This is a genomic window from Nonomuraea sp. NPDC052634, from assembly GCF_040678535.1.
GTDB classification, from domain to species: Bacteria; Actinomycetota; Actinomycetes; order Streptosporangiales; family Streptosporangiaceae; genus Nonomuraea; species Nonomuraea fastidiosa.
Map to the genome: position 1 here is coordinate 544,423 of NZ_JBFATY010000004.1, position 12,805 is coordinate 557,227.

Genomic DNA, 12,805 nt, shown 5'->3' on the forward strand with positions numbered 1-12,805 from the left:
GGGTTGAACGCGGCCCGCGACCCCGGCGTACCCCCTGTCGGACCTGCGGCACCGGGGCCGGACCACCGGCGGTGCCGCCCGCGCTGATCGGCCACTACGGGGACGGCGATGGACTTTCAGGCATGGAGCGGCGGCCTGGCTCTGCGGCCGCGCGATTACCTGGGGACGGGCGAGCCGCTGGCCGCCGTCGTCAGGACGACCGGCCCGCTCACCGGCGAACGGCTGCACCTGTTCGCCCTCGGCACCGCCGCCACGCTGGCCAGGCTGCACCTCGGCGGCATCGCGGGGCTGCGGCTCAGCCCGGCGAACGTGCTCATCTCGCCGCAAGGTCAGGCGCTCTTCGCGCCGGGACCTCGGGACTGTCTGTTCCCCGCGCATGACGTGGGCGACTGGGCGGACGTGGTGGTGTTCGCGGCGACGGGGATGATGCCGGACGCGGGCGCCGACCTCGACCGGCTGCTGCCCCAGCTGCGCGCGGTGATCGACGCGTGCCGCCGCCCCGACCTCGGCGCCCGTCCGACGGCGGTGGACCTGGTGCGCATCCTGCTCGGGCGCACCGGCCCTGGTCGCGGTGGGTCGGTGCACGAGCTGCTGATGGAGGCCGAGCGGCGGACGGCGCCGTACGAGCAGGACGGGCATGAGCCGCCATCGCCGCCCCCGCCACCGCTGTGGCGCAGGCACCCGTACGGGCCGGGCTGACGATCGGCGTGCTGGACGGCTCGCTGGCGGGGCGCGCTCTCGGAGCGGGCCCATGGCTGACCTGCCGTACGGGTTCGGCGTCCGCGTGCCCGAACTCCTGGCACGCGTTCGACGCCGGGCGCGCCGGGCGTACCGGCGACCCGGCCCGGCTGGTGGACGCCAGGATCGCGGCCGCACCCGGTCGGAACCCGAAGGAGAGTGAACTCGCCATGGCGGCAGGCACCCGTCACCTCAGCTTCCCGCAGGTGGAGAGCGGCGCGAACCGCCTCAACAAGGAGAAGGAGGACATCGAGACCCGGCTGACCCACCTCAAGGCCATGATCGACCAGCTCGTGAGCAGCGACTTCGTCACCGATCGCGCCTCAGGGGAATTCCAGCAGGATTACGACCGAACAATGGCGCCCGTCAGGTCATGCGGGGCTTGGAGGGCATGAGCGAGTTCTTTAAGACGGCCATCGCCACGCACCCCGAACTCGACGCTTCATTGAGCGGCGGAGCGAGCGTTGGAACCGCGCCGAATTTCGGTTTCGGGCAAGGGGAGGGCGGCGAAAGAAAAGCGTCATTGCCCGATCACCAATGGTCACCCCGAAAAAGTTCCAGGCCGCAAATTCTGCGGCCTGGGTGATCAGTTGGAGTTGCCGTGGCTGGGGTACATGACCTGCGGGGTCTCGGCCCTGGTCAGGCGGCGGACGGTGATCGTGCCGGCGGATTTCCGGTCCTGCTGAATCTGTGGGGCAGGGGCGTTGTTCATGGCACTCCTTACCGGGCGGATCGGGGAAACAGCGGGGGCGACGGTATGATTCCCTTCGCTTCCCCCTTGATAACAGAAAATCCCCCGACGTGACAGAATGCCGCGCAAAAATCTGCGTTTCCTGATTGTGTCGGGAAATAGCGCGTGACGGGTGCGGGAAGGCGGCGAGCCGGACGGGGCCCACTCGGCGCAACGCCCGCGCGCCGTCGAGGATCACCACGATCTCCTCGGCGAAGCGGCGCCCCCTCGCCTTGAGCCGCTCGGTGACCAGGTCCCTCAGCTCTTCGACACGTTCCGTCCTGGTCTGCGGGGTGATGCCCGCCAGGCAGGACACGGGACCGTCCACGTTCAGGTACGGCAGCCGGCGCAGCAGCGCGTCCACCGGCTCGGGCGGGCCGATCACGCCGAGCACGCCGATCTCCCGCAGGTCCGCCGTCACCGGCACGCCGCGCAGCACCGGCGGGACGAAGTCCGGCCTCGAACGCGATCGTGGCGGGCTCCTCGGCCACCCCCACGCGCAGCGTCAGCCCGTCGGGGGAGCCGGCGTTGCGCGGCCACAGCCCAGGGCCCTCGTGGGTGGCGGCGAACGTCAGCTCCACCTCGTCGGAGGCGACCTCATGACGCAGCCACTGCTTGCGTACGACGTGCCGCCTGATCAGCTCCATCGTGTGGCGTTTACGCTGGTCGAACTCGCGCTCTTTCTTTCTGCGCTGCTGCCCTCCACCCGCCGGGTGGCGAAGAACGTGATCGGCGGCAGAATTCCGAAGAGCCGAAAATACGGGCTCTGCAACAGGATGGCCATCGCGCCGGAAAACGGCAGTGGCAGTGGCAGCGGCAGCGGCAGCAGTGGCAGCAGCGAGGAATGCAGCGGCACCGCGATATTGCCCTCCGGCACCTTGTTGCTCGGCATCGTGATGCGCGCGGCCGGCACGGCGGGGCCGGGGGAGACGGCCCGGTCGAAGTCGATGCGGCCGTCCCTGGCCCGGGTGGTGCGCAGCCGGGCGGGCGGCAGCGGCACCCAGCGCAGCCGGTCGTCACCCACCTGGACCACCCCGTCGGGTCGCGACGCGATGGGGGCCGGGTACGCCTCCCTGTTGGGGTGCGACGTGGCCGGGCTGCGTACGTCACCTCGTCGGGGCGCAGCGCGATGGGGCCGGGTACGCCTCCCCGTTGGGGCGCGGCACGACCGGGCCGGGTGCGCCTGCCTCGTCCACCCGCGTGCCGTTGCGCGAGCCGAGATCGACGACGGTGGCCTCGCCGGTCCACGACACGTCGATGCGGGCGTGCCGCTTGGACACCTTGGCGTCGCACGGCAGGTTGATGTCGCTGTGCTCGCGGCCGACCAGGTGGCTGCCCGGGGTCGGCAAGACCTTCCGTTCCGCGTCGGGCCGGCGAAGACGTGGATCGCGCCCGTCGCCGGCAGGGGCCGCCACGGCTGCGTACGCTCGGGCTCGCCCACGCTGATCGCGGCCTCCGGCACGAGCGGGCTGTCGGCGACGGCGGCGTCGGGGTCGAGCTCGCCGCTGCCCACGTAGCAGGGCCGGCGGTTGATCGGAAAGGGTCCCGCCCGCAGCAGTGATCAGATGGAGGTCTCGGGCTCCGCCGTCACCTCGACCTCGACCTCGACTCGCCGTCACCTAGACCTCGACTCGACCTCGACTCGCCGTCACCTAGACCTCGACTCGACCTCGACTCGACGTCGACTCGACCATGACATCGACCTCGACGTCGGCGGCGGTGACGGCCGCCGGCTCGCGGCTCGCGGCTCGCGGCTCGCAGCTCGCGGCTCGCGGCTCGCGGCTCGCGGATCCGGCTCGCGGATCCGGCTCGCGGCTCGTCAACCGAATGATCGTCATCCCCTCCGCAGGGGACTGAAGTGCGATTTAGCGGATTAATCTAGTTAAGCAGCGAGATTTGCAATTTACCTGACCCAGGCGCCACTCCGTCGCTAGAGTGATATTTCCCAATATCAGCGTACCGAGTGCGGTATTTCGTGATATCCGCAGCGCTAGGAGCCCGCCCGTGGTGAATCACCGCGTAACGGACGAGGCCATGGTCCGAGCCCTCTACCGCGAATACGGCGCCCCCCTCATGGCGTTCGCCATCAGGCTGACGGGCGGCGATCGCCGCTGGGCCGAGGACGTCGTCCAGGAGACGCTCGTACGGGCCTGGCGCAACCTCCACGATCTGCGTACGGAATCCGGTTCGCTGATGCCCTGGCTCGCGACCGTCGCACGGCGCGTCGTCATCGACGACCGGCGCCGCAACAACGCCCGCCCCCTCGACACCGTCGAGGACATCTCCGATCGCGCCCAGCCCGTGGCCGCCGAGGACGAGCAGCTGCTGAGAGAGATCGTGATCACCGACGCGATGATGTCGCTCTCCCCGGCGCACCGGCAGGTCCTCACCGAGACGTTCCTCCTGGACCGCTCGCTCCAGGAGGCGGCGGAGACGATCGGCGTGCCCGTCGGCACGGTGAAGTCCCGCGTGTACTACGCCATGCGCGCCTTACGGGTCGCGCTGGAGGAAAGGGGGGTGACGCTGCCGTGACCAAGGTGCGTCACGATGTCAGGGGGGTGGCGCCATGACTGAGGTACATCACGAGGATGTGGCCGCGTACGCGCTGGGCCTGCTCGAAGGGGAAGAGCGGGACGCCTTCGAACGCCATCTGCTCGGCTGCCGGATCTGTTCTGCCGAGGTGGACTCGTTCGCCGCCATGGGGGAGCTCATCAAGGGGGTACATCCGGACGACCTGCTGCCGCAACCGCCGGACCCGCAGGTCGAATCGCTCCTCGTCCGCCGCGCCGCCGCCGAGCGGCGCCGCCGGAGCCTGCACCGCACGTTCATGACCGCCGCCGCCTGCGTGCTCGTCGCGGCCGGCGTCTATCTCGGCTTCAACGCCACGGTGGGCAGCGGCCCCGATCCCGACAGCATCCACAGCCCGGCCCGCGCGCTGCTCATGACCGGCAAGACGTACTCCGTCACCGACCCGGCCACCGGCGTCTCCGGGGTCGTCGGCCTGGAGGACAAGGGCTGGGGCACCCACGTCGCGCTGGAGCTGAAGGGCGTCAAAGGACCGCTGCAGTGCCGGCTCATGGCGGTGGGCGACGACGGCCGCTCAGAGGTGGTGGCGAGCTGGGGCGTTCCGGATAAGGGGTACGGCGTGCCCGGCGCGCCCGACCCGCTGCTCCTGCACGGCGCCACCAGCCTGCCGCAGGACGACATCAACCACTTCACCATCCAGACCTTCGACGGCAGGACGCTGGCTACGGTGCCGGTCTGACGCTCATGCCCCGCGTCAGGCACACGATGGCGGGCATGGGGAAGAGCATGAGGTAGAGGTTCGGTATCCACCAGGCGAGCGAGAAGTCGCCCCGCAACGTCCAGAACGCGATGGCCATGAGCCCCGAGGCCATGGTCAGCGCCAGCGAGACCAGCATCAGCGGCGGACCGCTCGCCCGGCCGAGGCGCATGAGACGCAGGCCGGCCAGCCCGGTGGCGCTGGCCGGCAGGTCGATCCAGAGGAAGGACCAGTTCCAGTCCACCATCAGCGGGTTCGTGTAGTCGGCGAACGCCCACTCCAGCGGGATCAGCCCGAGACCGGCGACGGCGAAATAGACGACGAACCGACATCCGTGACGAGCATTAATCCCTTAGTCGCGCGCAGCACGGTCGATGGCCTCCAACAGGTGGCGACGGGTCTTCTCGTGCAGGTCGGGTCCGGGTGAGCCGAGCCCGAGCAGTCTGGCCGCCCACCAGCCGTCCGCAGCCAGCCGTATGGCCGTCGCCACCGCCGGGTCGATACCGTCATCGGCGAGCCTGGCCTGCCAGGCGGCGAACCGCTCGCGCAACGGCTGAAGCTGCGCCGGGTCGACCAGCACGACGGCGAGCAGCGCGGCGGTGACGCGGTCGGCAGGGGCCGTGGCGGTGGTGTGCCGCTCGGGGATGGTCGCCTCGACGTAGGCGCGCAGAAAGTCGCCGGGCCGGTCGCCCGCCCGTGCGAGTGTGTCGTCGAAAGACTTGGTGAGCCGCTCGACCATGGCGGCGACCAGGGCCTGCTTCGTGGGGAAGTGGTAGAACAGCCCGCCCTTGGAGACCCCGGCCCGCTTGGCGACGGCTTCGAGGGTGAGCGACTCTGCCCCCTGCGACAGCAGCACGTCGGCGGCGGCGTCGAGGAGACGGTCCTTCGCGCTCGGTCGTGGCATGCCCGAAACTATACCGGTCAGCCGGTACAGTTTCAGTGGCAGGTGCGGGTACGGGGGGAGGACGGCACGGTCTGATGACCGGCTCGGGGCGGATAGGCAGAGGCTTGGTCAATCGGAGCGTGAGGTGATCACCAGGGAACCGGCTTGATCGGCAAGCGGAGGCGATCAGCCGGGGTTCGGTGCGATCGGAGGCCCGGGGCGAGCCGGCAGGCGGCCGGTCACGGGCTCTCCGCGGCCTCCCTGGCTTCGAGCAGCTCGCGCAGCACCTTGACCTGCTGGGGCTCCGCGGTCCCCTGCCAGGGCGCCAGGGCCTGCGCCCCCTTCTCGCGGTGTTCGCCGGCCTGCTCCGGCTGCAACCTGCTCAGGTGCAGGTGCGCCAGCGCCCTGCTCACCCCGGTCGGCGGCAGGTCCTTCAGCGCCTCGACGAGCAGCGCCGCCACCTCGGCCGGTTGGTGCTTCGGGTCCTCAAGCAGGAACCCGGCCCGGTGCACCTTGCAGCGCCCGAGCCCGGTCCTGTCCACCTTATGGTCCTGCTCCTCGGGGGTGGGTGCGGTCTTGTCGGGCTTCCTAGCCTCGGGCTTCCCGTAGAGCGTCTCGGCCTGCACCAGGTGCTGGTCGGCGTCGTGACGCTGGCCGAGGAAGTGGTGGGCCAGCCCGAGCAGTTCGTGGGCGTGCGCCTGCGTCGCCTTGTCGCGCGCCTGCTCCGCCAGGTCGAGCGCTTGGTACAGCACGATCCTGGCGTTGGTGTACAGGCGCCGCGCCTCGGCGGCGGCCTCCTCGCGGCTGGCCTGTCCGGTCTCGCGATCGACCGGCTCCGGGACGTCACCGTCGGCATGCGCGGCTTCGTCTCCTGCCTTCTCATCGCCCGGCATGAACAGCGCCTGGCCCTTCCGCATGAGCAGCGCCGCCACGTTGGTCAGCTGGACGGCCTGCCCCAGGACGTCGTTGCGGCCCAGAGCCTGGCCGTATTGGACGAGCTTTTGCTCGACGGTCTTGTAGTCGTCGCCTGCCGCCAGCAGCAGTGTCGCGTATGCCAGGTGCTGTTCGGCGGGCCCCTGTTCGACCCCGCCGTATAGTTGCGCCGCCTTGTTGAAGTGCTGATGCGCCTCGCGGACTTCGCTGACGGCGAGTAAGAGAGAGCACTGGCGGAGCTCTGCCGTCGCCTGCAACTGCTCGTCCTTGAGTGCCTCAGCGGCCTTGGCCAGGAGGGCCGCCGTGTTCAACCGGTCCTCGTCGCGTCCTTCGAACCGGTACCAGGTGTCCAGCGCGTCCCCGATCGCAGCCAGTGCGCGACCGGTTCTGGGGTCCGGTGCTGATTCCAGCACCTGCTGCAGCACCTGGTCCTCCATCGCGAACCAGTCTTCGGCCGCCTTCCCTTCTTCTTCGGCACCGGACAACCGCCGGGCGTGTTCGGCGGCCTGTGCCGCGAAGTGCTCCACCAGTCGACGCCATGCCGCCACTTGCCTCCGCGAGCGCCCCGCAGCCTCCGTCACGCCGCTGTCGCGAAACGTCTTCGGCACGCGTATGCGCTGGTTCCGCACCCGCTCGACAAGGCCCATGTCGATCAGTTCGTATATCGCGTCGTCGGCGGACGGCATGCCGAGCAGTGCGGCGGCGGCCTTTGAGTCCAGCTCGGCGATCGGGAGCTCGGCCAGCAAGGTGAACAACTTTCTGGCGGTCGGCTTGAGCTGGGCGAAGCTGCGTTCGAGCACGAATTGCAGAGTCTTCGCTGTGTCCGTCCCCTGCAAGTCATTCACCATGGTCTGTAGGGATATACGGGGGTTGCGGGCCAGCCAGGCGCCGACCCTGACCAGCTCGCGCGGGTTGCCCATGCAAGCGTCGGCGAGCTGTTTCAGCGCCTCCGGCTCGCTGCTGGCCCGTTCATCACCGATGTGCTGGGCCAGCAGGTCCTGCCGGGCCTGCTCGTCCAGCGATGCGAGCTCGATGTGCGCGACGCTGCCGTCGGACGGAATGCCCGTGAGCGTGCCCGCGATGATGACGTGCGCCTCCTGCACCCCGTCCGGCAGCCAGTCGACCTGGCTCCATGAGCTGACGTTGTCCAGCAGCAGCACGTAATGCTGCTCTTTGAGTGCTGCGCCCACTTTGTCGCCGGCGTCCTCGGCCCGTCGGATCTCGCTGATCTGGAGGCCCAGCGTGCGCAGCACCCGCTTGGCCACGCTCAACGCACTCTCGGGGTGGTCCTTGCTGGCACCGCGCACGTCGACGTAGAGCAACTGATCGGTGTTCTCTCCCACCAGGTCCGAGGCGACCTTGCGGGCGATGACGGACGTGCCCCTCCCAACGGGGCCACGTATGGCGAGGACACTTCTCCTCTTCAGTCTCCTTTTGATCCGCGCGATCTCCGCGTCCCTGCCCACCAGCTTCTCTGCTGGGTCCAGGTGCCGCGCCGAAATCTGGTGCTGTGCCGCCTTGGCGCGGGTACGGCGCATCACATGCTTGATCGCCCCGATGGCGACCGGCGGCACGACCACGGACACGACGATCAGCGCTATCAGCACCCAGATCGGCAGCCCGCCGAGGAGCTGTCTGAGCAACTCCTCCTGGAGGATCAGAATCGTGCCGCTCACCGTCAGCGCCCCGCCGACGCCCAGCTCGGCCCTGTGCGCGGTGGTCTGCACGCGGACCTCATCGATCCAGTTGCGAATGCGGCCCCTGCGCGAGAGCTCCGTCATCGCCGCACCCCTCCCGTCAGGCCCTGGTACAGCAGGCGCGCGGTCAACGCCACGACCAGCACCGGCACCACCATGGCCAGCACCGCCTGGGCCGCCAGCGGGCTTGCCGCGCTCATGAAGTGGCGGGCCTGCTCCAGCAGGATCAGCGGCAGGTGGTCCCCCGACGGCCAGTTGAGCAACAGTCCGACGACCGCGTCGTTCCAGACCAGGACGAACACCACGGCCCCGGCCAGCACCACGGCGGGGCGGGCCTCCCGGACGTAGTGGAACAGCTCGCGACGACCGCGCACCAGCATGGGCGCGGACACCCGGACGAACGCGTTGTGCAGCACCAGCACCGCCAGCGGCAGCACCAGCGCGGCGTGCACGATGATCAGCGCCGGGGCCGTGCCGATCGGGCTCAGCACCTGCTGAAGCGGCACGGCGAACGCCTGCGGCGGCAGCGCCGCCAGCGCCACCGCGACCAGCAGCACCATCTGCCAGGTGCGGCGGGGCAGCAGGTGCTCGTGCGCCAGCACGTACGCCGCCGGCACCGCCGCGAGCAGCACCACGGCGACCACTGTGACGGCCCGCAGGAACGTGGTGGCGAGCGCGCTGATGAAAGCACTGTCGGTCAGCGCCTCCGTGTACGAGCCGAAGGTCCACGGCTCGCCGTTCCACCACCCGGTCTGCGCGGCCGCGACCGGGTCGCGCAACGAGGTGATGAGCAGCGCCGCGAACGGCAGCAGCCACAGCACCGACACCGCCCCGCCGAGCGGCCACAGCCACCGGGCGCGGTCGGTGCGCGGCCGGGTGGACGGGGCGGAGCCGGCCCAGGTCACCCGCCCGTGCAGGCCGAGCAGGGCAGGCGCGGCGAGCGCGGCGACCAGCAGGGACATCAACACCGCCAACGCGGCGGCCCCGGCATAGCCCAGGTCGTCGTTGTGCCGCCACCAGTAGAGCCCGCCGCCTTCGACGAGCGCCTGCATCGACCCTGGTACGCCCATGAGCACCAGATCGAACACGCGAGCCGCGAAGACCAGCGCGAACAGGTACGCGAGCGCCGCCGGGCGCGCCAGCGCGGGCAGTATCACGCTCCACAGCCGTCCCCGCCGGTCCACGCCGAACGCCCTGGTCGTGCGCAGCAGGTCAGCGGGCAGCCTGGCCAGGGCCTCGTGGAAGACGAGGAAGGCGATCCCGGCGTACTGCCAGACGAAGGCCGAGCCGAGCACCAGCCAGATCCAGCCGGGCCCGAGGAAGGGGGTGTCGCGGCCGAGCAGAGCGGAGGCCATGCCGCGCTCTTGGCTGGTGTCGAACAGCAGGCGGAAAACGGCTCCCGTGGTGAGGGGCGAGACGACGGCGGGCAGCACCAGGATGATCCGCATGACCAGGCCGAGCGCGGGGCCCGCGTTCCTGACCAGCCAGGCCAGGCCGAGCCCCACCGCGCACACCACCACGACGAGCAGCCACCAGATCAGCATGTTGCCGATCGCCTGCCAGGCGCCCGCGTCGGTCAGCACCTCCTGCCACGCGCCGGGCTCTGAGAAGCTGATGATCACGGTCGCGAGGAGCGGGACCAATGTCACGCCCGCCGACAGCAGCACCGCAAGCAGCAGGTAGAACGCCGCACGCCAGCGGCTGATGCCTTGTGGCTTCACCGGTACCCCGGCGTCGGGGTGCGGGGCCACCTCGAACAGGAAGGTGTTCGGTCCGTAGTTGCCTCGGTCGCTACCACTCATCGCGCGCTCACCCCGGACGGAAAGGTGTTGCGTTCACTCATCACACGGGCACGTGGGAAACGCGGGCTCATCGGGCGGCGCCCTTCGCGAGGCTCGTCACGATCTTCTCGCGGGCGGCCAGAGCCGCGCTTCGCGGTGTGACGGTGCTCGCGGCGACGTCGCTGAACAGCTCGGTGAGCACCCGCCACAACCCGCGCCCGTCGCCGCCCTCCAGGCGGCCGATCAGCCGGTCGGACAGGTCGTAGCGCAGACCTTCGCTGCGCCGCAGCGCCAGCGCGGGCTCGCGCAGCAGCGGTTGTGTCGGGTCGCGGTACGGGGTCAGGAAGCCGCCCTCGTCCACCCATTCGGTCAGCGCGTCGTTCGTGTTACCGCGCGGCCTGGTCAGCCACTCCACGAAGTCGAGCGCGTCGCTACCGCCGCGCTTCATCGCCACCGCGACGTCGCCGCCGACCACCAGGGGCGGCGGCCCGCCCGCGTCGCCGGGGAAGCGGAAATGGCCGGCCACGTCGGCGCCGGCGTAGCGCTGGATGACGGGCAGCGCGAAGTCGGGCGCGGCCACGACGTCGGCCGTGCGGTAGCGGAAGACATCGAGTATCGAGTCGTGGAACTGCAGGGTCAGCGCGCGCCTGCCCTGCTCCGGGGTGAACGCGTCGCGCCAGAGCGAGGCCAGCCTTTCGAGCGCCTCGGACACCTCGCCCCTCGCCCACCACTCGGGGTCGCCGCGTGTCGCCGAGGCGAAGAGGCCGTCGTACGCCTCGGGGGCCATGGAGAGCAGGACGTTCTCGAACCAGTCGCTGAGCACCCACCCGTCGGCCGCGCCGATGGCCACCGATCCGGGCCGAGGCTGCCAGGCGGTCAGGCTCGCGGGGGCGTGCCGCTCGCCTTTGCGGTGCCACACGAGCGACTTGTAGGCGAGCTTGAACCAGGCGCCCAGCTCGGGCCCGCCCTCCTCGGGGGTCACCAGCCGCCGCCAGAATTCCGGCTGGACGTGCCCGCTCTCCCTGGGCTGGATGCGCTTACGTACGACGGGGTCGAAGAGCAGGCCGAGCCGGGGGATGACGGCCACGTCGGGGATGACGTTCTCGGCGGGGCCGCGCAGCAGCGCGCTGATGTTGTCGCCCGCCGAGTAGACGCTCACGGGCCGGCGGGAGTGCGCGACGTAGGCGTCCACCACGCGCAGGAAGCGCTGTAACTCCTCACCGCTCCACACCACCGCGACCCGCAGCGGCGGCTGTCCGGCGCAGCCCGCGGCGGCCACGGCCGGCACGGCCAGCAGGAACGCCCTACGACTTATCGACATCGGTGATCTCCAACAAGTCCGAGGACGAGGCGTAGTTGGCCACTGTGGTGTTGTCGTCGGTGACGATGAGCACGGTCAGTTTGTGGTCTTCGTCCATCGCCCGCTTCACCGCGCCGTCGCAGGACTCCCATCCCTTACGGTCCTCGACCACCACCGCTTTCGTCGTCACCGGCCGGCACAGAACCCGCGCGAGCGCGACCGTCAGCCGCTCTTCGTGACCGAGCTCGTGCGGCTTGTCGCCCATACGGCCCTCGATGTGCAGCCGCTTGGTGACGTGGCCGATGTAGCCGGGCGACACCGGCGCAAAGCCGTTGCTTGCGTGCGCGGCCAGCTCCAGGTTGCGCCTGACCGTCAGATGCGGTAAGAGACCGCCGCCTGCGGGCACCAGCCCGATCTCGCGCTCGGCCGTAGGCATGCCGGTGATGTCCTTGCCGTCGAGCAAGATCTGGCCGGCGACCGGCTGGGCCAGCCCGAGCAGGACGTCGGTGAACGCCTCGCCTACCGCGAAGTCGCGGGCCACCACGACCGCCACTTTGTTCTCGCCGAGCGTCAGCGGATCGGGTGACAGGCGTCGCCGGACTCCGTGGGCCTCCCAGATGAGACCGTTGATCTCCAGCAGCGGCACGTCTGTAACCGTTCGTCACGTCGGAAAGTGATCCGCACCTGACGTTCGCATAAACAACGATCTACTTCAACGAACGAACGCGGCTTCTGCGCGTGTTTGCTATTGAAGGCCGGAAATCTTTCATTTGTTGGCGGGCCGGAAAGCGCGAAAGTGCGTGCCGAACCACTCGCGAGCATGCTCGGCCACCGCATCCAGCGCGCCCGGCTCCTCGAACAGGTGGGTGGCCCCCGGCACCACCACGATCTTGCTGTCCGCGCGCAGCCGCCGCTGCGCCTCCTCGTTCAGCCCCACCACCACCGGGTCACGGCCGCCCACGATGAGCAGGGTCGGGGCGCGTACCGCGGCGAGGCGGTCGCCGGCCAGGTCAGGCCGCCCGCCGCGCGAGACGATCGCGGCGATCTCATTGTCCGGCTCGGCCGCCGCCCACAGCGCCGCCGCCGCTCCCGTGCTCGCGCCGAAGTAGCCGATCGGCAGTCCCGCCGTCTCCGGCTGCTCGCGCACCCACGCCGTACGCTCCAGCAGCCGCCCCGCCAGCAGCTCGATGTCGAACACGTTCGCCCGGTCGAACTCCTCCTCCGGAGTCAGCAGGTCGAACAGCAGCGTGCCGAGGCCGCCCTCGTTGAGCGCCCCGGCCACGTACCGGTTGCGCGGGCTGTGCCGGCTGCTACCGCTGCCGTGCACGAAGACCACCAGGCCAAGGGCGGCGCCAGGAACGACCAGATCCCCCGTCATCGCTCACACTCCCCTCACCGCGACCTGCCGCTACCCGGTGACGCCCTCCTCTATCCCACCCGGGCCGATCACCCTTCAGGCG

14 protein-coding genes are annotated in these 12,805 nt (G+C 70.2%); 4 read left to right on the forward strand and 10 right to left on the reverse strand.

From position 1 onward, the window contains the following. The first annotated feature begins 108 nt into the window (after positions 1-108). Both AB0K67_RS21850 and AB0K67_RS21855 read left to right on the forward strand, forming a co-directional pair. Positions 109-699 carry a hypothetical protein gene (locus tag AB0K67_RS21850; RefSeq protein WP_364062889.1) on the forward strand — a complete coding sequence of 197 codons (591 nt, stop codon included), beginning with the start codon at positions 109-111 and terminating at the stop codon, positions 697-699. Continuing rightward, positions 669-1,133 (forward strand): hypothetical protein, encoded by a 465-nt coding sequence (locus AB0K67_RS21855; protein WP_364062892.1) that lies wholly within the window; start codon positions 669-671, stop codon positions 1,131-1,133. The genes AB0K67_RS21850 and AB0K67_RS21855 overlap by 31 nt, the downstream gene beginning before the upstream one ends. Before the next feature lie 9 nt (positions 1,134-1,142). Here AB0K67_RS21855 and AB0K67_RS21860 read toward each other — a convergent pair whose 3' ends face one another. The 3 genes from AB0K67_RS21860 to AB0K67_RS21870 form a co-directional block, all read right to left on the reverse strand. After that, positions 1,143-1,907 carry a hypothetical protein gene (locus AB0K67_RS21860; RefSeq protein WP_364062895.1) on the reverse strand — a complete coding sequence of 255 codons (765 nt, stop codon included), beginning with the start codon at positions 1,905-1,907 and terminating at the stop codon, positions 1,143-1,145. Between the two features lie 198 nt (positions 1,908-2,105). Next, complete coding sequence (locus AB0K67_RS21865; protein WP_364062898.1) at positions 2,106-2,492, reverse strand: hypothetical protein; 387 nt, start codon at positions 2,490-2,492, stop codon at positions 2,106-2,108. Between the two features lie 82 nt (positions 2,493-2,574). Further along, positions 2,575-2,817, reverse strand: a complete 243-nt coding sequence (locus AB0K67_RS21870; RefSeq protein ID WP_364062901.1) for an FHA domain-containing protein — start codon at positions 2,815-2,817, stop codon at positions 2,575-2,577. Positions 2,818-3,472: 655 nt separating this feature from the next. Between AB0K67_RS21870 and AB0K67_RS21875 the strand changes: the two genes are divergently transcribed. Next, positions 3,473-4,000, forward strand: a complete 528-nt coding sequence (locus tag AB0K67_RS21875) for a sigma-70 family RNA polymerase sigma factor (RefSeq protein WP_364062904.1) — start codon at positions 3,473-3,475, stop codon at positions 3,998-4,000. Between the two features lie 34 nt (positions 4,001-4,034). Beyond that, positions 4,035-4,733, forward strand: a complete 699-nt coding sequence (locus tag AB0K67_RS21880) for a zf-HC2 domain-containing protein (RefSeq protein WP_364062907.1) — start codon at positions 4,035-4,037, stop codon at positions 4,731-4,733. Here AB0K67_RS21880 and AB0K67_RS21885 read toward each other — a convergent pair. The 7 genes from AB0K67_RS21885 to AB0K67_RS21915 form a co-directional block, all read right to left on the reverse strand. Then, positions 4,717-5,100, reverse strand: coding sequence for a DUF5360 family protein (locus tag AB0K67_RS21885; protein WP_364063262.1), 384 nt, complete (start codon positions 5,098-5,100; stop codon positions 4,717-4,719). The two genes, AB0K67_RS21880 and AB0K67_RS21885, sit on opposite strands and share 17 nt — an antisense overlap. Positions 5,101-5,103: 3 nt before the next feature. After that, the gene (locus tag AB0K67_RS21890; RefSeq protein WP_364062910.1) at positions 5,104-5,655 is read right to left on the reverse strand and encodes a TetR/AcrR family transcriptional regulator; all 552 of its coding nucleotides are present in this window, start codon (positions 5,653-5,655) and stop codon (positions 5,104-5,106) included. A 218-nt stretch (positions 5,656-5,873) separates the two neighbouring features. After that, on the reverse strand, positions 5,874-8,348 hold the full coding sequence (locus tag AB0K67_RS21895) for an NB-ARC domain-containing protein (RefSeq protein ID WP_364062913.1): 2,475 nt from the start codon (positions 8,346-8,348) through the stop codon (positions 5,874-5,876). Further along, entirely contained in the window at positions 8,345-10,066 is a 1,722-nt protein-coding gene (locus AB0K67_RS21900; RefSeq protein WP_364062916.1) for an ABC transporter permease subunit, read from the reverse strand. Before AB0K67_RS21900 ends, AB0K67_RS21895 begins: the two co-directional genes overlap by 4 nt. Before the next feature lie 67 nt (positions 10,067-10,133). Beyond that, positions 10,134-11,366, reverse strand: coding sequence for a hypothetical protein (locus tag AB0K67_RS21905; protein ID WP_364062919.1), 1,233 nt, complete (start codon positions 11,364-11,366; stop codon positions 10,134-10,136). After that, a complete protein-coding gene (locus AB0K67_RS21910; protein WP_364062922.1) occupies positions 11,350-11,991 on the reverse strand; it encodes an ATP-binding cassette domain-containing protein in 642 nt (213 codons plus the stop codon). Before AB0K67_RS21910 ends, AB0K67_RS21905 begins: the two co-directional genes overlap by 17 nt. 120 nt (positions 11,992-12,111) lie before the next feature. Beyond that, positions 12,112-12,723: a dienelactone hydrolase family protein gene (locus AB0K67_RS21915; protein WP_364062925.1), complete on the reverse strand. Its 612-nt coding sequence runs from the start codon at positions 12,721-12,723 to the stop codon at positions 12,112-12,114. Positions 12,724-12,805 lie beyond the last annotated feature (82 nt).